A 22,895-nucleotide genomic window follows, 5' to 3' on the forward strand; every position below is an offset into this window, starting at 1 on the left:
CATCAGGGCCGCTCTGGAACCCTGTAAACACGCCTGCGTTTTCCGCCACGTCTTTACAGAGCCTTTTGGGTGGCGGCTTCTATAGTTAGTGTGCCGCCCACTCGATCTTGGAAATATCGACACCGTCTTTGTACATGTCCCACAGAGGCGACAAGGTACGCAGCTTGGTGACGGCCTCGCAGACTTTCTGCGCGGCGTAGTCGACTTCTTCTTCGGTGGTGAAACGGCCGAACGTAAATCGGATCGAGCTGTGAGCCAGTTCGTCGTTGCGGCCAAGGGCGCGCAGGACGTAGGACGGCTCAAGGGAAGCCGAGGTGCAGGCCGAACCGGACGAAACCGCCAGGTCCTTGAGCGCCATGATCAGCGACTCGCCTTCGACGTAGTTGAAGCTCAAATTCAGGTTGTGCGGTACACGGGCGGTCATGCTGCCGTTGACATACAGCTCTTCAAGGTGCTCGACCTGCTTGTAGAAGCGATCGCTCAGGGCCTTGATGCGCACGTTTTCAGCAGCCATGTCTTCCTTGGCCACACGGAACGCTTCGCCGATGCCGACGATCTGGTGGGTCGCCAGGGTGCCGGAACGCATGCCGCGCTCGTGACCGCCGCCGTGCATGGTGGCTTCGATACGCACGCGAGGCTTGCGGCTTACGTACAGCGCGCCAATGCCTTTAGGGCCGTAGGTCTTGTGGGCAGAGAACGACATCAGGTCGACTTTCAGTTTCGACAGGTCGATATCGACCTTGCCGGTGGACTGAGCAGCGTCGACGTGCAGCAACACGCCCTTGGAGCGGGTCAGCTCGCCGATGGCGGCGATGTCGTTGATGGTGCCGATTTCGTTGTTCACGTGGATCACGGAAACCAGGATGGTGTCTTCACGCATCGCAGCTTCGATCATCGCAGGGGTCACGATACCGTCGGTGGTTGGCTCGAGGTAGGTGATCTCGAAACCTTCACGCTCCAGTTGGCGCATGGTGTCGAGGACAGCCTTGTGCTCAATCTTGGTGGTGATCAGGTGTTTGCCCTTGGTCGCGTAGAAATGCGCCGCACCCTTGATTGCCAGGTTATCGGACTCGGTGGCACCGGAGGTCCAGACGATTTCACGTGGGTCGGCATTCACCAGGTCAGCGACCTGGCGACGAGCGTTTTCCACGGCTTCTTCAGCTTTCCAGCCAAAAACGTGGGAGCGGGACGCCGGGTTACCGAAGTTTCCGTCAACCAGCAGGCATTCGCTCATCTTTTGCGCGACACGCGGATCAACCGGGGTGGTCGCTGAGTAATCAAGGTAAATCGGCAATTTCATGGACTTTCTCCTAAATCAGGCTGGCTGGCGTGCCGTTAGCTCTTCGGCTGTCACTCGACGGCGGACGCTTCAATCTTGTCCAGACGCGGCGCCTTGGTGTTGCAACGGCGCTGGTCCTGACGCTGGGCTACTTCTTGCACCTCACGGCGAGTCACAAGATCAGCCAAGCTGATACCACTCAAAAACTCATGGATCTGCAGGCTCAGGTCACACCACAAGTGGTGTGTAAGGCAGGTGTCGCCGGCATGGCAATCACCCAGGCCCTGGCATTTGGTGGCATCGACGGATTCATTCACCGCGTCGATCACTTGGGCTACCTGAATGCCCTGCATGTCGCGGGACAGTTGATAGCCGCCGCCTGGACCACGAACGCTGGAAACCAGATTGCTGCGGCGCAACTTGGCAAACAACTGCTCGAGGTAGGACAGGGAAATGCCTTGGCGCTCGGAGATATCGGCCAGGGACACCGGCCCATTTTGCGCGTGCAAGGCCAGATCAAGCATGGCGGTTACCGCGTATCGGCCTTTTGTAGTCAGTCTCATGGACAAGTACCAAGGTGTTTCAGAATGGGAGCAAGTATGCGATTCCCGAGTATTTAAGTCAACTATAAGACCTAGTACTTTAGTCAGGATTACCCGTAAAAAGGGCGCGCGAATCATAGCAGGGCGGGACGGGATGGACCAGCGGGAACAGGGCCAAGCCGGGAATACGGGACTAATGGAGGTCAAAATGTGGGAGCGGGCTTGCTCGCGAATGCGGTGGATCAGTCAATATATTCGGCGACTGACACGCAGCTTTCGCGAGCAAGCCCGCTCCCACATGGGTTTTGCAGTGATTGCGAGACTTCAGCCCGCCTTGGTGGCTGCACCTTCGTCCTTGATCTCGGCAAAGTCTTCGGTGCGCAGCTCAGGCAACTCCTTGGCGCAGTAGTTGCTGCCAAGATCTTTCAAGGCGCCACACATGCCGTCCAGCTTACCGTCCACTGCTTGCAGGTGGTCGAGCAATTGGCCAATGGCGCGCGCCACCGGGTCGGGCATGTCTTCACTGACGCCATAGGCATCGAAGCCGATTTTCTCGGCCATGGCCTTGCGCTTGGCTTCCTGTTCATCACCGACTTCCGGCTTGACGATGATCCGCCCCGGAATACCGACAACCGTTGCGCCAGGCGGTACGGCCTTGGTCACCACGGCGTTGGAGCCGACCTTGGCGCCCGCACCGACGGTAAACGGGCCGAGCACTTTGGCGCCCGCCCCCACTACAACGCCATCTTCCAGCGTAGGGTGGCGCTTGCCTTTGTTCCAGGTGGTGCCGCCCAGGGTCACGCCCTGATACAAGGTCACGTCATCACCAATCTCGGCGGTCTCGCCAATAACGATGCCCATGCCGTGATCAATAAAGAAGCGACGACCGACCTTGGCGCCCGGATGGATCTCGATCCCGGTCAGCCAGCGGCCAAAGTTGGAGACCAGCCGCGCCAGCCACTTCCAACCCATATGCCACAAGGCGCCGGACAGGCGGTGGATCCAGATCGCGTGCATGCCCGGGTAGCAGGTCAGCACTTCAAAGGCGTTGCGCGCCGCCGGGTCACGGTGGAAAACACTCTGGATATCTTCTCGCAAACGCTCGAACATTTTTAATCCTTCCGCTTAAGAAGCTCGCCACGGGCCGCTTTCTGGGTTTCCGTGAGGATGCCACGCAATATATTCATTTCCGCCCGGCTGACCGAGCTGCGTCCGTACAACCGACGCAGGCGCGCCATCAAGTGCCGTGGTTTTTCCGGGTCGAGGAATTCGATGGCCACCAGGGTTTGCTCCAGGTGCTCATAGAACCGCTCCAGCTCGTCCATGGTGGCCAACTCGCCACTCTTGGTCGATGCAACCTCGTCCTTTTCAACCTTGCTTGGCTGACCTTCAGCGGCCAGCCAGGCCATGCGCACCTCATAACTCAACACCTGCACCGCCGCCCCGAGGTTCAGCGAACTGAACTCAGGGTCTGATGGGATGTGCACGTGATAATGACATCGCTGCAGCTCCTCATTGGTCAGGCCGGAATCTTCACGGCCGAACACCAAGGCGATTTCAGCGCCGCCAGCGGCCTCTTCCACGACTTTGGTCCCGCATTCGCGAGGATCCAGCAGCGGCCAGGGGATGCGACGGTCGCGAGCACTGGTGCCGAGCACCAGGTTGCAGCCGACCAGGGCGTCTTCCAAAGTGGCGACGACCTGGGCTTTTTCGAGGATGTCATTAGCACCGGACGCGCGGGCATCGGCCTCGTGGTGCGGAAACACACGCGGCTCGACCAGCACCAGGCGCGTCAGCCCCATGTTCTTCATGGCTCGCGCCACGCCGCCGATATTGCCGGGATGACTGGTATTGACGAGGACGACACGGATGTTTTGCAGCAAGGGAGGCGCTCTCGGACACGGGAAAGGGGAGCAAATCTTACAGAACAGCCCAAGGTTATGCCATGAAAGGTAACGTCGTCCTTCACCTGAAGAAAGTTTCTGCTAGAATGCTCGGCTTTCTTTAACAACCTTAGGTGACACATCCATGCAGCCCATGCTGAATATCGCGCTGCGCGCCGCCCGCAGCGCCAGTGAATTGATCTTCCGCTCCATCGAGCGCCTGGATACCATCAAGGTCGACGAAAAAGACGCCAAGGATTACGTATCCGAGGTGGATCGCGCCGCCGAGCAGAAAATCATCGACGCGCTGCGCAAGGCCTACCCTACCCACGGCATCCTCGGTGAAGAAACCGGCCTGCACAAAGGTAGCGGCGAAGGCGAAGACTACCTGTGGATCATCGACCCACTGGATGGCACCACCAACTTCCTGCGCGGCATCCCGCACTTTGCCGTGAGCATTGCCTGCAAATACCGTGGCCGCCTGGAGCACGCTGTTGTTCTGGACCCGGTTCGCCAAGAAGAATTCACCGCCAGCCGTGGCCGTGGCGCCCAACTGAACGGTCGTCGCCTGCGCGTCAGCGGTCGCACCAGCCTGGACGGCGCCCTGCTGGGCACCGGCTTTCCGTTCCGTGATGACCAGATGGACAACCTGGAAAACTACCTGGGCATGTTCCGCGCCCTGGTTGGCCAGACCGCCGGCATCCGTCGCGCCGGTGCAGCCAGCCTGGACCTGGCTTATGTCGCTGCCGGTCGTTTTGACGCGTTCTGGGAGTCGGGCCTGTCCGAGTGGGACATGGCTGCAGGCGCACTGCTGATTCAAGAAGCGGGCGGCCTGGTGAGCGACTTCACCGGCGGTCACGACTTCCTGGAGAAGGGACACGTAGTTGCCGGCAACACCAAATGCTTCAAGGCAGTACTGACGGCGATCCAGCCGCACCTGCCGGCTTCGCTGAAGCGCTAAGCGAGCGGGCACAAAAAAGCACCCCTCGGGGTGCTTTTTTTATACCTGAAATTACTGCTGCGGCTGGTTCTGACCGATAACCAGGCGCCCTTCCTTGTCGACCGGGATCTGGTTGCCTGGATCACGATCCATGCGCACGGAGCCTTCCTTGCCGTCCAGGGTGTAGCGCACGTCGTACCCGACAACCTTGTCGCTGATGTCGTTAACGGTGTTACAACGGGTTTGCGTAGTGGTGTAGGTATCGCGGTTCTGCATGCCTTCCTGAACCTTGTTACCGGCATAACCGCCACCGACCGCACCGGCCACCGTGGCCAGCTTCTTGCCATTACCGCCACCGACCTGATTACCCAACAGGCCGCCCGCCAGCGCACCGACCACCGTACCGACGATCTGATGCTGATCCTGCACAGGCTTTTGCCGGGTTACGGCAACGTCCTTGCAGACTTCACGCGGGGTTTTAATCTGGGTTTTCACCGGCTGCACTGCCAGCACTTGCGCATACTCAGGGCCGCTTTTTACCAGGCTGTAGGTGGCAACAGCACCCCCGGCAGTCACACCGACAGCACCCAATACCGCACCAACCAGTAACGACTTGTTCACGTGAACCTCCTGACCATCACAAACGGACCGATCGATCCGCGCTATACCCAGCCTTGGAGCAAAAAAAAAGGCGCGAGTTCAATACTCGCGCCTTTTTTGTAACAGCAGATCAACAATCACCCATCAAGGGCGGTCGTCGACTTCCTTACCGGTGCTGGCAGGAGGGATCAGGTCTTCGCTGTTGAGGTTCAGCCAGATCAGTACCACGTTGGCGATGTAGATCGACGAGTAGGTACCCGCCAGTACGCCGATGAACAGCGACAGCGAGAAGCCCCACAGGTTGTCACCACCGAACACCATCAATGCCGCAATCGCCAGCAAGGTGGAGATCGAAGTTGCCATGGTGCGCAGCAGGGTCTGAGTAGTGGAGATGTTGATGTTCTCGATCAACGTCGCCTTGCGCAGTACCCGGAAGTTCTCACGAACCCGGTCGAATACCACGATGGTGTCGTTGAGGGAGTAACCAATGATCGCCAGCACCGCCGCCAATACAGTCAGATCGAAGGTGATCTGGAAGTAGGCCAGGATACCCACGGTCACGATCACGTCGTGGATCAGCGACACAATGGCGCCGACACCGAACTTCCACTGAAAGCGGAAAGCCAGATAGATCATGATGCCGACCAGCGCCATCAGCATGCCGAGGCCGCCCTGGTCGCGCAGCTCTTCACCTACTTGCGGGCCTACGAACTCGACGCGCTTGACCGACGCAGGGTTATCACCACCGACCTTCTGCAAGGCCTCGGCTACCTGGTGACCCAGTTGCGGGTCTTCGCCCGGCATACGCACCAGCAGGTCAGTGGTTGCACCAAAGCTCTGCACGATGGCTTCGTGATAGCCGGCCTTGACCAGCTCGTTGCGCACCAGGCTAACGTCGGCCGGCTTCTCGTAGGTCAGCTCGATGAGCGTACCGCCGGTGAAGTCCAGACCGTAGTTCAGGCCCTTATGGAACCAGCTGAACAACGCCAGAACGGTAAGGAGCATGGTGAAGCCGAACGCAACGTTGCGAACGCCCATGAAGTTGATTGTACGTAACATGGCAGCCCCTTAAATCCACAACTTCTTGAAGTCACGTCCGCCAAAGATCAGGTTGACCATTGCGCGGGTCACCATGATGGCCGTGAACATCGAGGTAAAGATACCGAGGGACATGGTCACCGCAAAACCTTTGACCGGGCCGGTGCCCATGGCAAAGAGAATCCCGCCGACCAACAGAGTGGTCAGGTTGGAGTCGAGAATCGCGGTAAATGCCCGGCCGAAGCCTTCGTTGATTGCCCGCTGTACGGTCATGCCCGCAGCGATCTCTTCACGAATACGCGAGAAGATCAGTACGTTGGCGTCTACCGCCATACCCATGGTGAGTACGATACCGGCGATACCTGGCAGGGTCAGCGTTGCACCCAACAGCGACATCAGGGCCAACAGCATCACCATGTTGCCCGCCAGTGCGACGGTAGCGATGATGCCGAAGAAGCGGTAGATGGCGATGATGAACAAGGAGACGAACAGCATGCCCCACAGTGCAGCGTCGATACCCTTGGTGATGTTGTCAGCACCCAGGCTCGGGCCGATGGTACGTTCTTCAGCGAAGTACATCGGGGCCGCCAGGCCACCGGCACGCAGCAGCAGCGCCAGTTCAGACGACTCACCCTGGCCGTTCAGGCCAGTGATGCGGAACTGAGCACCCAGTGGCGACTGGATGGTCGCCAGGCTGATGATCTTCTTCTCTTCTTTAAAGGTTTGTACCGGTACGTCTTTCTCTACGCCGTCGACCACTTGCTTGGTGTAGGTGGTGACAGGACGCTGTTCGATGAAGATCACCGCCATGCTGCGACCGACGTTGCTGCGGGTTGCGCGGCTCATCAGTTCGCCGCCATGACCATCCAGACGGATGTTCACTTCTGGCGTGCCGTGCTCGCCAAAACCAGCCTTGGCGTCGGTTACCTGGTCACCGGTGATGATCAAGCCACGCTCGATCAGCGCAGGTGGGCGACCGCCTTCACGGAATTCGAATTCCTCGGCAGTGGCGCGGGTGGCACCCGGCTCAGCCGCCAGGCGGAATTCAAGGTTGGCTGTTTTACCCAGGATACGCTTGGCTTCAGCAGTGTCCTGCACGCCCGGCAGCTCAACCACGATGCGGTTGGCACCCTGGCGCTGAACGATCGGCTCGGCCACACCCAGCTCGTTGACGCGGTTACGTACCGTGGTCAAGTTCTGCTTGATGGAGTATTCACGGATTTCCGCCAGCTTGGCCGGGGTCATCGCCAGACGCAGTACCGCCTGACCATTGAGGTCGGCCGGAACAATGTCGAAATCGTTGAAGTTCTTGCGGATCAGTGCACGGGCCTGTTCGCGGGTTGCTTCGTCAGCAAAGCCCAGCTGGATGGCGCCGTTGAGCTGCGGCAGGCTGCGATAACGCAGGCGCTCTTTACGCAGCAGGCTCTTCACATCGCCTTCGTAGACTTTCAGGCGAGCGTCGAGGGCCTTGTCCATGTCCACTTCCAGCAGGAAGTGCACACCACCGGACAAGTCCAGACCCAGCTTCATCGGGTGTGCGCCAATCGCGCGCAGCCATTTTGGCGTGGTCTGTGCCAGGTTCAGCGCGACGACGTAGTCATCACCCATGACCTTGCGCACAACGTCTTTGGCCGGCAATTGGTCTTCTTGCTTGGTCAGGCGCAACAAACCGCCCTTACCGTCAGCTGCCAAGGTTGCCGCTTTAACCTGGATGCCCGCGTCGGTGAGCGCTTTGCTCGTGCGGTCCAGATCAGCCTGATTGACCTGCAACGCAGTGCTGGCACCCGTGATCTGGATCGCCGGGTCATCAGGATAGAGATTGGGAGCGGAATAAATAAAACCGATCGCCAGCACCGCCAGGATCAGTACGTATTTCCACAGAGGGTATTTGTTCAGCATCACGCCGCCCGCTTATAACGCGGGGCGCCTTGCGCGCCCCGTCGATTGGTAAAGGTTGGAACTTAGATCGCTTTCAGCGTGCCTTTTGGCAGCGTGGCGGCGATGGCGCCCTTCTGGAACTTCATTTCTACGGTGTCGGAGACTTCCAGGACCACGAAAGCGTCGGACACTTTAGTGATCTTGCCGGCGATGCCGCCAGTGGTCACGACTTCGTCGCCTTTCTGCAAGCTGCCCAGCAGGTTCTTCTGCTCTTTGGCGCGCTTGGCCTGTGGACGCCAGATCATCAGGTAGAAGATGACCAGGAAGCCGACCAGGAAAATCCACTCAAAACCACCGCCCAATGGGCCGGCAGCGGCCGGTGCAGCGGCATCAGCCATGGCATTAGAGATAAAAAAGCTCATTTAGCACTCCAGTTGCAAATAGTGAATCTTAGGGTCGGAAAACTCAGTCCAAGGGCGGCACAGGCAGCCCGCGCTTGGCATAGAAGGCATCGACGAAGGCGGCCAATGTACCCTGTTGAATAGCCTCGCGCAAACCAGCCATCAGGACTTGGTAGTGACGCAAATTGTGGATGGTATTCAACATGCTACCCAGCATTTCCCCACACTTGTCCAGATGGTGCAGATAAGCGCGCGAGAAGTTCTGGCAGGTGTAGCAGTCACAGGTAGGATCCAGCGGCGATTCATCATGGCGATGGAACGCGTTACGGATCTTCAGCACGCCTGTATCGATGAACAGATGCCCATTGCGGGCATTACGGGTTGGCATCACGCAATCGAACATGTCCACACCGCGGCGCACACCCTCTACGAGATCTTCCGGTTTGCCAACGCCCATAAGGTAACGAGGTTTGTCAGCCGGCATCAGGCCCGGCAGGTAGTCCAGCACCTTGATCATCTCGTGCTTGGGCTCGCCCACCGACAGACCGCCGATGGCCAGGCCGTCGAAACCGATCTTGTCCAGGCCTTCCAGCGAGCGCTTGCGCAAGCTTTCATGCATGCCGCCCTGCACGATACCGAACAGTGCAGCGGTGTTATCGCCATGGGCATTCTTCGAGCGCTGGGCCCAACGCAGCGACAGCTCCATCGACACCCGCGCCACATCTTCATCGGCCGGATACGGCGTGCATTCGTCAAAAATCATCACGATGTCGGAGCCCAGGTCACGCTGGACCTGCATCGACTCTTCCGGGCCCATGAACACCTTGGCGCCGTCCACCGGGGAGGCGAAGGTCACGCCCTCCTCCTTGATCTTGCGCATCGCGCCCAGGCTGAACACCTGGAAGCCACCCGAGTCAGTGAGGATCGGGCCTTGCCACTTCATGAAGTCATGCAGGTCGCCATGCTTCTTGATCACTTCCGTGCCCGGGCGCAGCCACAAGTGGAAGGTGTTGCCCAGGATGATCTCTGCGCCGGTGGCGACGATGTCCCGTGGCAGCATGCCTTTTACCGTGCCGTAGGTACCGACCGGCATAAAGGCCGGGGTCTCGACGGTACCGCGAGGGAAAGTCAAACGGCCGCGGCGAGCTTTACCATCCGTGGCCAGCAATTCAAACGACATACGACTCATGATTGTTCCTCTGGGCCGCGCGGCGCCGGATTACGGGTGATAAACATCGCATCACCGTAGCTGAAAAAACGGTATCCGTTATCGATGGCGGCTTGATAAGCGGCCATGGTTTCGGGATAACCGGCAAATGCCGACACCAGCATCAACAGCGTGGATTCCGGCAAATGGAAATTGGTTACCAGGGCATCGACCACATGAAACGGGCGGCCCGGGTAGATAAAGATATCGGTGTCGCCACTGAACGGCTTGAGCACGCCATCGCGCGCCGCACTTTCCAGCGACCGCACGCTGGTGGTACCGACCGCCACCACACGCCCGCCGCGCGCCTTGCACGCAGTGACCGCGTCCACGACCGCCTGACTGACTTCCAGCCATTCGCTGTGCATGTGATGGTCTTCAATGTTATCCACACGCACCGGCTGAAACGTGCCGGCCCCCACGTGCAGGGTCACAAAGGCCGACTCGATGCCCTTGGCGGCAATCGCTTCCAGCAGCGGCTGATCGAAATGCAGCCCAGCCGTCGGTGCGGCCACCGCGCCAAGACGCTCGGAATACACCGTCTGATAGCGCTCGCGGTCCGAGTCTTCATCCGGACGGTCTATATAAGGAGGCAGCGGCATGTGGCCTACACGCTCCAGCAGCGGCAACACTTCCTCGGCAAAACCCAGCTCGAACAACGCATCGTGACGGGCCAGCATTTCAGCTTCACCTCCGCCATCGATAAGGATCTTCGAACCCGGTTTCGGCGACTTGCTGGAGCGCACATGGGCCAGCACGCGATGGCTGTCCAGCACCCGCTCCACCAGAATTTCCAGCTTGCCGCCGGACGCTTTCTGGCCAAACAGCCGTGCCGGAATCACCCGGGTATTGTTGAAAACCATCAAGTCGCCCGGGCGTAAATGCTCAAGCAAATCAGTGAATTGACGGTGTGCGAGGGCACCGCTGACCCCGTCCAGGGTCAGCAGTCGACTGGCGCGACGCTCGGCCAAAGGGTGGCGAGCGATCAGCGAATCAGGGAGCTCAAAAGTAAAGTCAGCAACGCGCATGATGGGGTTCGTCTAGCAGGGCCGGGAAGTCTAGCGGAAATAGTGAAAATTGACCATGAAACGTGATTGACCAACGGTAATCTCATCTCTATACTTCGCCGCCATTGAGCCCTGATGGCGGAATTGGTAGACGCGGCGGATTCAAAATCCGTTTTCGAAAGGAGTGGGAGTTCGAGTCTCCCTCGGGGCACCATCTTAAAAAAAGACCTTGAAATTCAAGGTCTTTTTTTTCGCCTGCAGGAAAGTGATGATGGGCGGGCGAACGCGAGAGAAGAGGAACCTTGACCATGGAACTGACGCTGGAAGCTGTTGCGCTTTTTGCGCTCAAGTTGGTGCACGAGACCGAAGGAGCGAGCCCGATTCTGCGGGATGACCTGGTCATGGACGGCTATGAGCGGGAAGTGTTTGGCTTGCTGGTGCGCAAGGGCGATATCAAGGCCATCCAGCAAAAAATCGACGAGTGCCTGCTATTGGCGCTCGAATCCCTGGGCGGTGCAAACACCGTGATGGGCCGCGAGCTGCAACGGCTCGCGGTGGGTGTGCGCCAAGCGACGACACTCGAAGCACTCAATGCTCCGCTCAACGCACTCAAGGATTACCTGAAAGCCATCCTGTAACGCGCGAGTCAGCGTCGCCCTTCGACCGCCATGCGCACCGCCAGGCCCATCAGCACCGAGCCCATCAACCAGCGTTGCACGGTTTGCCAGACGGGTTTGCGGATGAAAAAACCCGCAATCGAGCCCGCCATAACGGCGATCAGCGCGTTGACGCTCACGCTGATCATGATCTGCGTAAAGCCCAATATCAGGGATTGCGAGAGCACACTGGCGTGGCCGTCAGGGTCGATAAACTGAGGCAGCAACGACAAGTACATCACCGCGACTTTGGGATTCAGCAGGTTGGTGACAAAGCCCATCATGAACAGCTTGCGCGGGCTGTCTTTGGGCAGGTCGCGCACCTGAAAGGGCGAACGGCCACCCGGCTTGACCGCCTGCCAGGCGAGGTACACCAGGTACAACGCCCCGCCGAGTCGCAGCGCGTCGTAGGCATAGGGAACCGCCATCACCAACGCCGTGATGCCCAATGCCGCGCAGAACATATAGACGACAAAACCCAGCGCAACACCGCCCAGGGAAATCAGCCCGGCTACTCGCCCCTGGCAGATCGACCGCGAAATGAGGTAAATCATGTTCGGGCCGGGCGTCAGTACCATGCCGAGCGAAATCAGGCCGTAGGCGAGCAGACTGGACATCTCGGGCATGGTGTAACTCCTTGGCGACGTAAAACTTTGTAATGGCCTGCGGGTTGTTGGCGCCATGGTAGGGCGATAAAAGGAAGGCCGTTAGATACAGATCCGCGAGCAAAACGTCATACACCGGCGCGTACGTTTACCGCACCGCTCACCCAAGGAAAGGCAAATGATCGACTTCAACAACAAAGGCTTCTTCAAACTCAAACAAAACAACGAATACGCCGAACGCGTTTCGTCCCTGCTGCTGGATGATGAGCAGGTCATCGATTCCTACAAGGCCATGCGCGATGGGGTGGTGTTCACCACCAAGCGCATCATCGCGGTGAACGTGCAAGGGATTACCGGCAGCAAGAAGGATTTCACCTCCCTGCCGTACAAAAACATCGTCGCGTATTCAGTGGAAACGTCCGGGACGTTTGATCTGGATTCGGAGCTGGAGATTTACTTTTCGGCGGTGGGGAAAGTGAAGTTTGAGTTCACGGGTAAGACGTCGATTGTTGAGATATCGAGGGTGATTTCAAGGCATGTGCTCTGAGCTAATACCCTGCTCAGGACTACCTGAAAAAACCATTGAAGGAGCCAGCCTTGCCCGTGATTGGACGTAAACAATCACGCCTGCTCAGGGGCAAACCACTGGACCTCATAACAGTTTGCAGATCACGTCCAGCTCATCGAAAACAAAGCGCGTATTAGCCCTGCAATAGACATCATAGTGCTCGGTCATCTGCCTTCCGCTCTGCGACTCGTTGAAGTAAGCGTCTACCATCTCCTGAGGCCGGTGCATCCGTGGCTTGCTCAACACTCGCTCTTCGGTAATGTGTTGATCTTTTCGAACCTGCACCCGCCCATCACGGAGAATATTCCGAAGCAGGTTCCACTCATAAAAGAAAATACCATCCAGCTCATAAAAGTTCAGGAAGGGGATATTGTGCAACAACACGAAGTGACTATTACCCGCATGAGCACCGGCCAAGCCATGCCGGCTCAGTTTCTGGCGAATACTTTCGTCGGAAATAGTGTCCCTGAGCACGGCCAACTGTCTGACGAATCCGGTACGAAAATTAGCATTTAGAAATAGCTGGCACTGCTCCGAAAGATAGGTTGGAATTTCCGACAATTGATATTTAACCTGAATAAAGTAATAAATATCATCCTCGACGTCCCGAACTATCAAATCAATATCATACCCCTTGATTTTCGCATTATTGCCCGGCTTGAACTCCCCAAACACTTCCAGGCGCGGGTCATTAAGTTTTTTAATGTAATTTAAAACGTAGTCTTTTTCGAAGCCGGCTCCGAGCAATTGGCCAAAGTCCGCCTCTTTTCCGTTGACGGTTGCCGTACCCAGCAAATACCTGACGAACTTTCTCAACCCATACTTAAAGTTTAGCGCTCCCCGCACATACATGCCGCCCTTGTATTCTATGAAACTGCTGGCGGAGTCCAACGTTGGTGCGCGTCCGGCCAAGGCACTGTTGATCATATCCACCGTGGCAGGACTGACAATAGTCCTCAGGTAAGCTTCGTCGGTTGTACGTTCGCCCGACATCACACGCAGCTCCAGGTGAACGGCAAAATCGACTATTTCTCGCAAGTAATGATACTTGGGATGCCGGGTCATGGCGGCGGACAAGTACTCCGAATGTATAGACAGGCACTTATCGATAGTCTGATCCACCAAAAGCCCACGCAAAGCCGGATTCAAACGGCCATGTTTCTGCAACAGCTCCGCCATGTCATACAGTGTGCGTGTGTCACTGATTTTAGAATTAGCCTCAGTAACCTCCGCCAGCCAATATCCCTTGATCCGTCGCTGTAGTTTAGCAGTAGGTACAATATGGAGAGTACGGCCAACCAACCTGGCTGTCAGAAGTCCATGTCCCATAAGAAAATAGATTTCACTCAGGTAATAACACAACCACAAGTTAGCATTCTTCAGGATGGATAAGTTATGTACGGCTCGCAGCTGCAGGTTTTCGGCAATCCTGTTGCACGTATATTCAAGCGCCGCCCATGTGTAGGCCTTACTAAAATCAGCGTACGTATCACTTCCCGGCGCTGATGACGCACCATGACCTGCAGACGCCACCTCAATCCTGAAATAGCTGCCCAGTTGATCTGTGAACCGGTGCACCGTATTAGGGTTGAGCGGTGTGTTGTCTTCGAAGAGATACTGCGGCAGCGATTGTCGAGCCTGTTCCAGGTTTGCCTTAAGTTTCTCCCAGAGTATTGCCTGAACCTGTTCGGGACAAATCAGCCGACGCAGTGCGGGTATTTTGTAAAGCATTCGACTGCGCCAGGTGAGACGTTTGCCAACTGGCGGGAGGGCAGTCGTGTTCGCCATAGGGTTATGCAAAAAGGCGAGTAGTTGCGGGTCTACATCTTCATAAATCATCAACTGGCGTCCTGTCCAATTTCCACTGAGGGCAGGCACTCGCCTTATCCCTATCGTTTATGGCGCACGACCGTAGCATATCGACACACCGGTTTTTCGACGCCTGCACACGAACTGGAAGCTTCCTACACCTGATTAGGAGGTGAGCACCCGTTCAGAAAGTGAGTTTTCCCACGCACACCATCGAACAACGGGAATTTCAGGTTCGCCTCCGCTCTCATAGGCTCGCTTCCTTGCACAGGGAAGTGAGCAGCCATGACAGAGCGCGCGTATCCAATTACCGAAGAGGAGCAGCTGAAGCGGCGAATTCTGACTCCGCAGCCTAAGCAGATTCCGTATTCACCGTTTATTGATTTGTATGAAGCGCCTCCCCCGCCATCGCCTGAACCCGCGAGGATTCCAGGCCATGTATTCGCCAAGTCGTGCCAGTTGCCCGACGGGATCATCAGCCACAACAACCCCACCGGGTGTGTGCCGCTTGAGCTGATCAAGGACTACGGCCACTTCACGCTGTTAGGCGGACGGGAGGTGGATAGCCATGGCGGTGTGTCCCTCAGGAAGATCAGTGGCAGTGCCCTGCCCGCTGGGCTTGGCCAGCTTGTATTGCGCACAGCGGTAATGGAATCCGCGGCTGCGGCGGTCGGCGCCGCAGCCGGGAGTTTGCTTGCAGGGCTGGTGGCGCTGGCATGGCCATCGGAGCTTGGCGACAGTGCGCTCTATAGCGAAGATCAGCTTCGTCACCTGCAAAAAGCCCGCTCGCGGATGCGGTTGCATATCGAGCAACGCTCCGACGGGACGCTGAAGGGGTATGGGTTTTATACCGGTAAAAATGCCGACTGGCAGATGATCGATGTGGTGCAGTTTCAGAGTCGTGACAGTCAGCTCGTGGCGGATCTTGGCGAGGGCGTGGAGCTGATTTGGACGCCGGCCATTGATCCTGGCGACACCCTTGGCATACCGGCATTGGAGGCTGCACCGCAAGCACCAGTGATGTGGATTTATCCGCCGACTGAGGCAGCCAAACAGATTTTGGTGAACCCGATTTATCCGCCGGAGTATCGGGATTTTATTCTGGTGTTTCCGGTGGAGTCGGGGGTTCGGCCGCTGTATGTGGTTGTTAGCGTTCGGCCGGGTGATCATATGTACCACCCAAAACCAAAATTCCTGCCCGCTTTTCCTAATACTGTTCGTGCTAAAGCCAAGACGCCAATAAAGGGTGGCGGAGGACTTAGGCCTCGATGGAAAGAGGCCAATAGCTACATTTATGAATGGGACTTCGAACGAGGAAAGGTCGAAAAATATAACCACCGAGGGAAACACTTGGGCGAATTCGACCCGATAACAGGCGAACAAACCAAAGACGCAGACGACACGCGAAGGATAGAGCCATGAGGCACTTGATATATGTGGTACCCACTGGAAGCGACGAAATCTCGGCTGAAATCCCCCTCAACGTGAAAGCTGAAGATTTGCGACCCATCATGGGCTGGCAAACAGAGAGTGACGGCCTCTACGACTATCTGCTTACAGCGAAACAGATCAAAGACATTGAAGACCTCACTTCACAGGTTTTTCCAAAAAAAGCGTCGCTCTACCTCGCCTGTGACGAGTGAAACCAATCTCAACATTACAAACAAAAAAGGGTCATAGCTCATGCGTCGTCTTGCACTGTCAGACAAAAAACTCCGTAACATCCCCAGGCGCCTGCGCGCAATCAGCCGATGGGCAGACAGTTTCGAAGGCTGGTTTTTAGAAGACTTCCCGGTGAGGCGAGGATTTGAAAACTTCAAAATCCCCGTCATAGAAACCTTGATCGAAGGCAAGCAAACAACCCCGGCGATCAAGGCACACTGCGCTCAGCAATTGATCAACGCCGCCGCTCACTTGATTCAAGCCCGGCCCGATGACACACCTGAATGCTGGGTGGTAGCAGCCATTCTGGCGCCCGACATGTTCTCAAGCGAAGTCTGCGTCTACACCGACAAAAGCCGCTACCTCGGCGCTACCCTTCCCTTCGACTACGACTACTTTCGCCAAACCCGAATAACGGGCAGAAGCCTTGCAAACGAATGGGGGTTGATCATCCCCCCAGGCCTACACGAGGTGGGTTTTCACTTCATCCACGAAAATGAGGACGGAGAACAGTTTGAGTCAGAGCATTGGTATTTCGGCGAGGTCAGTTCATCGGATGAAGATCCGGGCGGCGATCGCTGGAAGTACAAGACTTTCAAAGCATTCCAGGCAGAGCATCCGCACTTATTCAGCACGGCAACATAGTCTTGCCGTAACAGCCGTGCTTCTAACGACGGCCTTTTTCAATCTGCCCCCTCGCTAAAACTCAACCGCGCACACAACCCACCCACCTCGCGGTTGTACAACTCCAACCGCCCCCCAATCTTCCCCACGATCATCTGCACAATCGCCAGCCCCAACCCCGCTCCATTCGCATTCCCGCGACTATAAAACCGCTCGAACAACCGCCCAATCTCCCCTTCATCAATCCCAGGCCCCGCATCCTCCACACACAGCTGCACCCCTCCCGAATCCGTCCCCCGCACCAACACCCGCACCTCGCTCCCCGCCGGCGAGAAATTCAGCGCATTGGTCACCAGGTTCTGCAAAGCAATCGCCAACGCTACCGGATCCGTTTCAATCCAGCATTCCTCATCCCCTTCCAACACCAGTTCAACGCCCTTCTCCATCGCCAGGGGCGTCAGTTCCGCAAGTTCTTCGCGTACCAACTCCGTCAGAGGCACACGAACGCGAACGGTGTTGTTCAACTGCGGCTCGATCCGCGCCATGGTCAGCAACTGACTGCCGACCCGAGTCGCGCGGTCCACGCCACTCACCAGGAAATCCAGCGCTTCCTGACGCTGTTCCAATGTCCCGGCGCTCTGGGCGTTTTGTGCATGGATGCGCAATATCGCCAACGGCGTGCGCAGCTCGTGGGCCGCATCCGCAATAAACCGTCGCTCGCGCTCCAGCAACTCATCCACCTGCACCAGCAGGCGGTTCAGCGCGGTTTGCATTGGTTCCAGGTCCGCCGGCAACGGTTCAAGTTGCAGCGGGCGCAATGTCTCGCTATCCCGCCCGCGTATTGCCTGGGCCATGGCGCGCAGGGGTTTGAGGCCCCAGCCGATGGTCAGCCAGATCAACACCGCCAGCAGCGGGACGCCAATCAGGATCGGCCAGAGGGTGTGGCGAATGATGCGCTGGATCACGTCCTGGCGAATGTCGTCGCGCTCGCCCACCCAGATCAGCAGGCCTTGTTGCATGTCGGCGAGCATGAACGCGCACCAGTCGTTGCCGTTCTCCATCAGGTCGTGAGCCCCGAGGGTGGTGGGCGGTGTGTTGAGGATCGGCGCGTCGGTGGAGCGCACCAGCAGTTGGCCATCGGTGCGCCATACCTGGAAGGTCAGGCGAGTTTCATAAGGGTGCGCAGCGCCGTCTTCGCCGACGCGGCTCATGGCCTGGTCGAAAGCCTGGTAGAGGCGGTCCAAGTCGGCATCGCCGGGGTCGCGCTGGCGCAATACGCCTTGCAATAAACGGGCACTTTGGGCGAGTTGGGCGTCGTAGACTTCTTCGATTTCGTGGTGGCTGTCCCGCAGGACGAGCCAGCTGATCAGGCCATCGCCCAACAGGATCAACACCAGTACCGGGATGAGGATGCGCGCGCGGACCGAGTTCATGCCTTGAGTTCCACCACGTAGCCAACGCCGCGCACGGTGCGGATCAGTTCGGTGGAGAGTTTTTTGCGCAGGTTGTGGATAAGGACTTCGAGGGTGTTGCTTTCGACGCGGTCCTGCCAGCCATAAAGCGCGCGGGACAGCCGTTCGCGGGTGACGACTTTGCCGGGGCGCACCATCAGTTGATGCAGCAGTTGGTATTCCATCGGCGTGACCACAATGTCCTGGCCCTGGTAGCTGACCTGCTGGGTCGCCGGGTCCAGGCTGACGCCCGCATGCTCCAGCAACGGCTGCGCGCGGCCCTGGCTGCGGCGCAACAGGGCGCGGACGCGTGCCTTGAACTCTTCGACGTCGAAGGGTTTGACCAGGTAGTCGTCGGCGCCGGCATCCAGGCCGGCGATACGTTCGGTGGTGTCGTCGCGGGCGGTGAGGATCATCACCGGCAGGTCAAATTGCTCGGCGCGCAGGGTTTGCAGCAGTGTGAGGCCGTCAAGGCGCGGCAGGCCGAGGTCGAGCAATAGCAGATCGAAGCTTTCGCTGCGCAACGCGTGCAGGGCACTGACGCCGTCTTGCAGCCAGTCCAGGGTGTAGCCTTCGGCGCTAAGGGCCACGCGGATACCTTGGGCGAGGGCACGATCATCTTCTACCAGCAGCAGGCGCATGAGAGATTCTCTGTAGAAACCGGCCGCATCATGCAGGGTTCTGCCGACGTCTATTCCCGGAAAGATGTTACGGGTCGTTGCCAACTAAGCTTTCGCTAAGGTTGGTTTTGCACAGTGAAACCTCCTATGCCTGTTGAGAGTGTTTCTGTGCGCAACAAGCCTTTTTCCGACACGTTTTCGATACGCGCGCCTTTAACGATCTGCAGTCTGCTACTGGTGTTTCTAGCTGCCTGGACCAGTCACCCGCCCCACGTGCTGGCGCCGTTTGCCCAAGCGGGCAAGGACACGTCCCCCGCGGCGGCCGCCCCACAATACAGCAGCCGCTTCGTCTCCTCGCAGCTCAATGACTTTGTGCACTCCTCCTCGGTCACTGCCCTGCCCGGCGGCGACCTGATGGCCGTGTGGTTTGCCGGTTCCCGCGAAGGTGCCGCCGATGTGCAGGTACGCACCGCGCGCTTTGACGCGAAAAGCGCCGAATGGGGCCCGGAGCAAGTACTCGCCACCCGCGAAAGCACCCGCGACGGCACCCACCGCTACATCCGTAAGTTGGGCAACCCGGTGATCGCCCTGGCGCCGGACAATCGCCTGTGGATGTTCTACGTCTCGGTGTCGGTAGGCGGCTGGGCCACCAGCGCGATCAATGTGATGGTCTCGGACGACCTCGGCACAAACTGGTCGGCACCTCGCCAACTGATCACCTCGCCTTTCTTCAACATCAGCACCCTGGTGCGCGCCGCACCGGTGTTCCATGCCGACGGCTCCATCGGCCTGCCGGTGTACCACGAGTTCATGGGCAAATTCGCCGAGTACCTGTACTTGAGCGCCGACGGTGCGGTGATCGATAAATTCCGTATCAGCCGTGGGAAAAACTCGCTGCAACCGACCATCGTCCCGCAGGACGGCCAGCGCGCCATCGCCATGTTGCGTTACGCCGGCGAAACTCATCACCGGGTCCTCGCCAGCCGTACCGAAGACGCCGGCCAAACCTGGAGCGAGCCTTATCCGCTGGAGCCCTCCAATCCCAACTCCTCGCTGGCGGCAGTCAGCACCGAAGGCGACGGTTTGCTGGTGGCCCTCAACGACCTGCAGGACGGCCGCTTCAAGCTCAGCCTGTACGGCACCGATGCCAATCTCAACCATTGGCGCACGGTGGTGGAACTGGACCAATCCCCCGACCCATTGGGGCAGCCGTTCTCCCCCGCGGCCTACAAGGAAATCATCGGCGAAGGCTTCCGCGAATCCAGCGGTGCCCGGCGCCTGCCGCTGGAGCAACGCTTCCTCAGCAGCCTGGATTACCGGGTGTGCAAACCCCGTGGCTGCGATTTCGAATACGAGTACCCGTACTTCAGCCGCAGCCCGGACGGCATGTACCACCTGGTGTACTCGTGGAATAACACCTTTATCAAACATGTCAGCTTCAACGAAGCCTGGCTGTCGGAGCGCCTGTGATGTTTTCTATATGGCAAGCGCATTTGAGTTTTGTGTTGTTGGGTTTTGTACTGCTCAGCCTGTTGCGCGTGACCGCGCCCTGGCGGCCGTGGTTGCTGCCGGTGTTGGTGGTGGTAAGTTTTATCCCGGTCAACGAACTGCCGCTGGCGGCGTATGTGCGCAGCTTCACCGACGACCTGGCCATCAGCACCCTGGTGTTGTTGGCGTGGGTCAGCCTGTGCCGTTTGGGCGTGGTGCAGCCGCTCCAGCGCCCGCAGAAGGTCCAGTTGTTGCTGCTGTTTGGCGCACTCAGCCTGGCGCTGTACCCCGCGACGATGGGCCTGACCTACTTCGATCCGTACCGCTGGGGTTTCAATCCCCGGCCGATGATTGTGCTGATCGGCATGGCCGCGCTGTTGATGCTCTGGCTGCGTAATACCTTGGCCGTGTGGATGCTCGCGGCGGGCACTTTGGCTTTTGCGCTGCGGCTCAAGGCCTCGGAAAACTACTGGGACTATCTGATCGACCCACTGCTGACGGGCTACTGCCTGGTGGCCGGGTTGTGGATGCTGGCGCTGGCTGCCTGGCGCCCTCTTTTAAAACTGCACAGAGGTCAATGATGGGATGGTTGTACTCGCGCCGCCTGCGCTACGGCGTGGGCGCGATCGGTTTGGTATTTGCGTTGCTGGCCGCACTGCGGCTGGTGTTTGTACTGGCGTTTTCCGGAGTCGATCTCCGGGAAGATGCACTGCTGGAAACCCTCGGCATCGGCCTGCGTTTCGACCTGCGCCTGGCGGTGCTGATCCTGTTACCGCTGGCACTGCTTGCCTGGCTACCGCGCTGGAACCTGCTGACTGTGCCGGCATTGCGCTGGCTGGCACGGGGTTATCTGCTGCTGGCACTGGGCATCGTCGGGCTGGTGTACATCATCGACTTCGGCCACTACGCCTACCTCGGCGTGCGCATCAACGCCACGGTGCTGCGTTATCTGGAAGACGCGCAGATTTCCCAACAGATGGTGTGGGAAACCTACCCGGTGCTGTGGATAACCTTGAGTTGGCTTACCGCAGTTGGCCTGTGGACCTATGCACTGGTTCGCCTTGAACGCATCACCCTGGATGACGAACGCAAACCCATCGGCAAGCTGACCATTGCATCCGTGGCCACCGTTGGCGTGATTGCGGTGTTGCTGGCCCTGCTCGGCCGCGTCGCCAACCTCAATCTCGAAAACCCGGTGCCCCTGCGCTGGAGCGACGCGTTCTTTTCCGGCAATAACCAGATCGCCGCCGTGGGCCTCAACCCGGTGCTGTTTTTGTACGACACCCTCAAGGTTGGCCAGTCGCAATTCGATGAGGCGCGGGTGCGCGAGCATTATCCGCAAGTTGCCGATTACCTGGGTGTCAGCCAACCCGATCCCGAGCAATTGAGCTTCGCCCGCGAACAAGCCGTGCAGCCTTATCGGCTCAAGGCTGAGCGCCCGCCGAACGTGATTTTCGTGATGCTCGAATCCCTCGGCACCAGCGCTGTGGGCGCCTACGGCAACCCGCTGAACCCCACGCCGAACCTCGATAAGCTGGCGAAGGAAAGCTGGTTCTTCAAACACTTCTACGTGCCCGTCACCGGCACCGCCAAAACCGTATGGGCAAGCATCACCGGCGTGCCCGACGTCACGCGCCAGGAGACCGCGACCCGCAACCCGTTGATCACCCGGCAACACACCTTGATCAATGCGTTCGAGGATTATCAGAAGCTCTACATGATCGGCGGCAATGCCGGTTGGGCGAACATCAACGCGCTGATCCGCCAGAGCATCGACGGCGTGAAGCTCTATGACGAAAGCCACTGGCGCTCGCCACGGGTGGACGTGTGGGGCGTTTCCGACCTGGACCTGTTCAAGGAAGGCGACGAACTGCTGCGCGCCATCCCCAAGGACCAACCGTTCTTCGCCTACCTGCAAACCTCCGGCAACCACCGCCCGTTCACCATCCCCAAGAACAACGACGGCTTCGTGGTGCATGACCTGACCGTGGAACAAGTCCAGGCCGCGGGCAGTCGCAGCGTCGAGCAATACAACGCCGTACGCCTGCTGGACTTCAACATTGGCCGCCTGATGGAAATCGCCAAGGCCGGCGGTTACTACGACAACACCATCTTCGTGTTCTTCGGTGACCACAACACCCGCATCAGCCAGATCCCGCACATGGCGCCGGCGTTCGAGCAGCTTGGCCTGGAAAGCAACAACGTGCCGATGATGATCCACGCGCCCGGGCTGCAACCCAAAGTGATCGAAGAAGCCGTCGGCCTGGCAGACCTGCTGCCGACCGTCGCCGGCATGGCGGGCATTCCGTTTCGCAATGGCGCAATGGGCCGGGATATCCAGCAACCTGCACCAGAAGGTGAGCGTGTGGTGCCGTTGGTATTACGCGAAGGCACCTTCCCGCTGATCGGTGGCGTGACCAAGGACTTCCTGCTGCAAATGGAACACGACGGCAGCTCGCCCACCCTGCATGACCTGGCGTCGCAAACACCAAGGGAAGATGTGGCCCAGGAATACCCGGAAGAGTTTCAGCGTTTGCAGGGACTGACGCGCGGGCTGCATGAGAGTGCGCGGTTGATGTTGTTCCGCAACGTGCGCTGAAGGCACTTGGCGGCTGGGCCTTACTATCGGCCCAGCCA

Annotated in this window: 23 protein-coding genes and 1 tRNA gene; 10 read left to right on the top strand and 14 right to left on the bottom strand. The window is 58.4% G+C overall.

Translation table 11 applies throughout. From position 1 onward, the window contains the following. Nucleotides 1-85: 85 nt before the first annotated feature. The 4 genes from HBJ59_RS20040 to trmJ all read right to left on the bottom strand — a co-directional run bounded on the left by HBJ59_RS20040 (nucleotide 86) and on the right by trmJ (nucleotide 3,704). Nucleotides 86-1,300: an IscS subfamily cysteine desulfurase gene (locus HBJ59_RS20040; RefSeq protein ID WP_076017549.1), complete on the bottom strand. Its 1,215-nt coding sequence runs from the start codon at nucleotides 1,298-1,300 to the stop codon at nucleotides 86-88. Nucleotides 1,301-1,350: 50 nt separating this feature from the next. Continuing rightward, nucleotides 1,351-1,842, bottom strand: coding sequence for a Fe-S cluster assembly transcriptional regulator IscR (iscR, locus tag HBJ59_RS20045; protein ID WP_003210305.1), 492 nt, complete (start codon nucleotides 1,840-1,842; stop codon nucleotides 1,351-1,353). 303 nt (nucleotides 1,843-2,145) lie between these two features. Further along, nucleotides 2,146-2,931 carry a serine O-acetyltransferase gene (gene cysE, locus HBJ59_RS20050; protein ID WP_167664534.1) on the bottom strand — a complete coding sequence of 262 codons (786 nt, stop codon included), beginning with the start codon at nucleotides 2,929-2,931 and terminating at the stop codon, nucleotides 2,146-2,148. 2 nt (nucleotides 2,932-2,933) lie between these two features. Continuing rightward, a complete protein-coding gene (gene trmJ / locus HBJ59_RS20055) occupies nucleotides 2,934-3,704 on the bottom strand; it encodes a tRNA (cytosine(32)/uridine(32)-2'-O)-methyltransferase TrmJ (RefSeq protein WP_003210307.1) in 771 nt (256 codons plus the stop codon). 145 nt (nucleotides 3,705-3,849) lie between these two features. Here trmJ and suhB point away from each other — a divergent pair, with 145 nt between their 5' ends. After that, complete coding sequence (suhB, locus tag HBJ59_RS20060) at nucleotides 3,850-4,665, top strand: inositol-phosphate phosphatase (RefSeq protein WP_003175971.1); 816 nt, start codon at nucleotides 3,850-3,852, stop codon at nucleotides 4,663-4,665. Between the two features lie 51 nt (nucleotides 4,666-4,716). Here suhB and HBJ59_RS20065 read toward each other — a convergent pair whose 3' ends face one another. From HBJ59_RS20065 to queA, 6 genes are all read right to left on the bottom strand, one after another. Further along, on the bottom strand, nucleotides 4,717-5,265 hold the full coding sequence (locus tag HBJ59_RS20065) for a glycine zipper 2TM domain-containing protein (protein WP_003210309.1): 549 nt from the start codon (nucleotides 5,263-5,265) through the stop codon (nucleotides 4,717-4,719). A gap of 123 nt (nucleotides 5,266-5,388) precedes the next feature. Beyond that, the gene (gene secF, locus HBJ59_RS20070) at nucleotides 5,389-6,303 is read right to left on the bottom strand and encodes a protein translocase subunit SecF (protein ID WP_003210311.1); all 915 of its coding nucleotides are present in this window, start codon (nucleotides 6,301-6,303) and stop codon (nucleotides 5,389-5,391) included. 9 nt (nucleotides 6,304-6,312) lie between these two features. Then, entirely contained in the window at nucleotides 6,313-8,181 is a 1,869-nt protein-coding gene (gene secD / locus HBJ59_RS20075; RefSeq protein WP_076017552.1) for a protein translocase subunit SecD, read from the bottom strand. A gap of 62 nt (nucleotides 8,182-8,243) precedes the next feature. Continuing rightward, entirely contained in the window at nucleotides 8,244-8,582 is a 339-nt protein-coding gene (yajC, locus tag HBJ59_RS20080) for a preprotein translocase subunit YajC (RefSeq protein WP_076017553.1), read from the bottom strand. 43 nt (nucleotides 8,583-8,625) lie between these two features. Beyond that, nucleotides 8,626-9,741, bottom strand: coding sequence for a tRNA guanosine(34) transglycosylase Tgt (tgt, locus tag HBJ59_RS20085; protein ID WP_167664671.1), 1,116 nt, complete (start codon nucleotides 9,739-9,741; stop codon nucleotides 8,626-8,628). 5 nt (nucleotides 9,742-9,746) lie between these two features. Further along, nucleotides 9,747-10,796, bottom strand: a complete 1,050-nt coding sequence (gene queA, locus HBJ59_RS20090) for a tRNA preQ1(34) S-adenosylmethionine ribosyltransferase-isomerase QueA (RefSeq protein WP_167664535.1) — start codon at nucleotides 10,794-10,796, stop codon at nucleotides 9,747-9,749. Between the two features lie 108 nt (nucleotides 10,797-10,904). Between queA and HBJ59_RS20095 the strand changes: the two genes are divergently transcribed. Together HBJ59_RS20095 and HBJ59_RS20100 are read left to right on the top strand one after the other, a co-directional pair. After that, nucleotides 10,905-10,989 (top strand) — tRNA-Leu (locus HBJ59_RS20095). 94 nt (nucleotides 10,990-11,083) lie between these two features. Beyond that, a complete protein-coding gene (locus HBJ59_RS20100; RefSeq protein WP_167664536.1) occupies nucleotides 11,084-11,413 on the top strand; it encodes a hypothetical protein in 330 nt (109 codons plus the stop codon). A gap of 8 nt (nucleotides 11,414-11,421) precedes the next feature. Here HBJ59_RS20100 and HBJ59_RS20105 read toward each other — a convergent pair whose 3' ends face one another. Beyond that, a complete protein-coding gene (locus HBJ59_RS20105; RefSeq protein WP_167664537.1) occupies nucleotides 11,422-12,057 on the bottom strand; it encodes a LysE family translocator in 636 nt (211 codons plus the stop codon). 157 nt (nucleotides 12,058-12,214) lie between these two features. On the opposite strand from HBJ59_RS20105, the gene HBJ59_RS20110 reads away from it, so the two are divergent. Beyond that, entirely contained in the window at nucleotides 12,215-12,583 is a 369-nt protein-coding gene (locus HBJ59_RS20110) for a PH domain-containing protein (protein ID WP_003210321.1), read from the top strand. Nucleotides 12,584-12,688: 105 nt separating this feature from the next. Here the strand turns inward: HBJ59_RS20110 and HBJ59_RS20115 are convergent, their stop codons facing one another. Then, on the bottom strand, nucleotides 12,689-14,443 hold the full coding sequence (locus HBJ59_RS20115) for a hypothetical protein (protein WP_167664538.1): 1,755 nt from the start codon (nucleotides 14,441-14,443) through the stop codon (nucleotides 12,689-12,691). A 255-nt stretch (nucleotides 14,444-14,698) separates the two neighbouring features. On the opposite strand from HBJ59_RS20115, the gene HBJ59_RS20120 reads away from it, so the two are divergent. Genes HBJ59_RS20120 through HBJ59_RS20130 form a run of 3 tightly spaced genes read left to right on the top strand, consistent with a single transcriptional unit; the run spans nucleotide 14,699 to nucleotide 16,720 of the window. Next, complete coding sequence (locus tag HBJ59_RS20120; protein ID WP_167664539.1) at nucleotides 14,699-15,835, top strand: colicin E3/pyocin S6 family cytotoxin; 1,137 nt, start codon at nucleotides 14,699-14,701, stop codon at nucleotides 15,833-15,835. Then, nucleotides 15,832-16,056 carry a hypothetical protein gene (locus HBJ59_RS20125; protein WP_167664540.1) on the top strand — a complete coding sequence of 75 codons (225 nt, stop codon included), beginning with the start codon at nucleotides 15,832-15,834 and terminating at the stop codon, nucleotides 16,054-16,056. Before HBJ59_RS20120 ends, HBJ59_RS20125 begins: the two co-directional genes overlap by 4 nt. A 40-nt stretch (nucleotides 16,057-16,096) precedes the next feature. After that, nucleotides 16,097-16,720: a DUF3916 domain-containing protein gene (locus tag HBJ59_RS20130; protein WP_167664541.1), complete on the top strand. Its 624-nt coding sequence runs from the start codon at nucleotides 16,097-16,099 to the stop codon at nucleotides 16,718-16,720. 38 nt (nucleotides 16,721-16,758) lie between these two features. Here the strand turns inward: HBJ59_RS20130 and HBJ59_RS20135 are convergent, their stop codons facing one another. Together HBJ59_RS20135 and HBJ59_RS20140 are read right to left on the bottom strand one after the other, a co-directional pair. Then, nucleotides 16,759-18,132 (bottom strand): sensor histidine kinase, encoded by a 1,374-nt coding sequence (locus HBJ59_RS20135; RefSeq protein ID WP_167664542.1) that lies wholly within the window; start codon nucleotides 18,130-18,132, stop codon nucleotides 16,759-16,761. Beyond that, complete coding sequence (locus tag HBJ59_RS20140) at nucleotides 18,129-18,791, bottom strand: response regulator (RefSeq protein ID WP_167664543.1); 663 nt, start codon at nucleotides 18,789-18,791, stop codon at nucleotides 18,129-18,131. The genes HBJ59_RS20135 and HBJ59_RS20140 overlap by 4 nt, the downstream gene beginning before the upstream one ends. Before the next feature lie 180 nt (nucleotides 18,792-18,971). Here HBJ59_RS20140 and HBJ59_RS20145 point away from each other — a divergent pair, with 180 nt between their 5' ends. Genes HBJ59_RS20145 through HBJ59_RS20155 form a run of 3 tightly spaced genes read left to right on the top strand, consistent with a single transcriptional unit; the run spans nucleotide 18,972 to nucleotide 22,857 of the window. Further along, nucleotides 18,972-20,240, top strand: coding sequence for an exo-alpha-sialidase (locus HBJ59_RS20145; protein WP_076017734.1), 1,269 nt, complete (start codon nucleotides 18,972-18,974; stop codon nucleotides 20,238-20,240). Beyond that, nucleotides 20,240-20,839, top strand: coding sequence for a hypothetical protein (locus tag HBJ59_RS20150; protein WP_076017562.1), 600 nt, complete (start codon nucleotides 20,240-20,242; stop codon nucleotides 20,837-20,839). The genes HBJ59_RS20145 and HBJ59_RS20150 overlap by 1 nt, the downstream gene beginning before the upstream one ends. After that, nucleotides 20,839-22,857, top strand: coding sequence for an LTA synthase family protein (locus HBJ59_RS20155; RefSeq protein WP_167664544.1), 2,019 nt, complete (start codon nucleotides 20,839-20,841; stop codon nucleotides 22,855-22,857). The genes HBJ59_RS20150 and HBJ59_RS20155 overlap by 1 nt, the downstream gene beginning before the upstream one ends. The last annotated feature ends 38 nt before the right edge of the window (nucleotides 22,858-22,895 follow it).

Origin of the sequence: Pseudomonas sp. AN3A02 (genome assembly GCF_011765255.1) — a bacterium.
Classification (GTDB): Bacteria; Pseudomonadota; Gammaproteobacteria; order Pseudomonadales; family Pseudomonadaceae; genus Aquipseudomonas.

Bases quoted from the DNA above. Each gene is read 5' to 3' on its own strand.
- HBJ59_RS20040 (WP_076017549.1), bottom strand. From the start codon at position 1,300: ATGAAATTGCCGATTTACCTTGATTACTCAGCGACCACCCCGGTTGAT.
- iscR (WP_003210305.1), bottom strand. From the start codon at position 1,842: ATGAGACTGACTACAAAAGGCCGATACGCGGTAACCGCCATGCTTGAT.
- cysE (WP_167664534.1), bottom strand. From the start codon at position 2,931: ATGTTCGAGCGTTTGCGAGAAGATATCCAGAGTGTTTTCCACCGTGAC.
- suhB (WP_003175971.1), top strand. From the start codon at position 3,850: ATGCAGCCCATGCTGAATATCGCGCTGCGCGCCGCCCGCAGCGCCAGT.
- secF (WP_003210311.1), bottom strand. From the start codon at position 6,303: ATGTTACGTACAATCAACTTCATGGGCGTTCGCAACGTTGCGTTCGGC.
- secD (WP_076017552.1), bottom strand. From the start codon at position 8,181: ATGCTGAACAAATACCCTCTGTGGAAATACGTACTGATCCTGGCGGTG.
- yajC (WP_076017553.1), bottom strand. From the start codon at position 8,582: ATGAGCTTTTTTATCTCTAATGCCATGGCTGATGCCGCTGCACCGGCC.
- tgt (WP_167664671.1), bottom strand. From the start codon at position 9,741: ATGTCGTTTGAATTGCTGGCCACGGATGGTAAAGCTCGCCGCGGCCGT.
- queA (WP_167664535.1), bottom strand. From the start codon at position 10,796: ATGCGCGTTGCTGACTTTACTTTTGAGCTCCCTGATTCGCTGATCGCT.
- HBJ59_RS20100 (WP_167664536.1), top strand. From the start codon at position 11,084: ATGGAACTGACGCTGGAAGCTGTTGCGCTTTTTGCGCTCAAGTTGGTG.
- HBJ59_RS20105 (WP_167664537.1), bottom strand. From the start codon at position 12,057: ATGCCCGAGATGTCCAGTCTGCTCGCCTACGGCCTGATTTCGCTCGGC.
- HBJ59_RS20110 (WP_003210321.1), top strand. From the start codon at position 12,215: ATGATCGACTTCAACAACAAAGGCTTCTTCAAACTCAAACAAAACAAC.
- HBJ59_RS20115 (WP_167664538.1), bottom strand. From the start codon at position 14,443: ATGATTTATGAAGATGTAGACCCGCAACTACTCGCCTTTTTGCATAAC.
- HBJ59_RS20120 (WP_167664539.1), top strand. From the start codon at position 14,699: ATGACAGAGCGCGCGTATCCAATTACCGAAGAGGAGCAGCTGAAGCGG.
- HBJ59_RS20125 (WP_167664540.1), top strand. From the start codon at position 15,832: ATGAGGCACTTGATATATGTGGTACCCACTGGAAGCGACGAAATCTCG.
- HBJ59_RS20130 (WP_167664541.1), top strand. From the start codon at position 16,097: ATGCGTCGTCTTGCACTGTCAGACAAAAAACTCCGTAACATCCCCAGG.
- HBJ59_RS20135 (WP_167664542.1), bottom strand. From the start codon at position 18,132: ATGAACTCGGTCCGCGCGCGCATCCTCATCCCGGTACTGGTGTTGATC.
- HBJ59_RS20140 (WP_167664543.1), bottom strand. From the start codon at position 18,791: ATGCGCCTGCTGCTGGTAGAAGATGATCGTGCCCTCGCCCAAGGTATC.
- HBJ59_RS20150 (WP_076017562.1), top strand. From the start codon at position 20,240: ATGTTTTCTATATGGCAAGCGCATTTGAGTTTTGTGTTGTTGGGTTTT.
- HBJ59_RS20155 (WP_167664544.1), top strand. From the start codon at position 20,839: ATGGGATGGTTGTACTCGCGCCGCCTGCGCTACGGCGTGGGCGCGATC.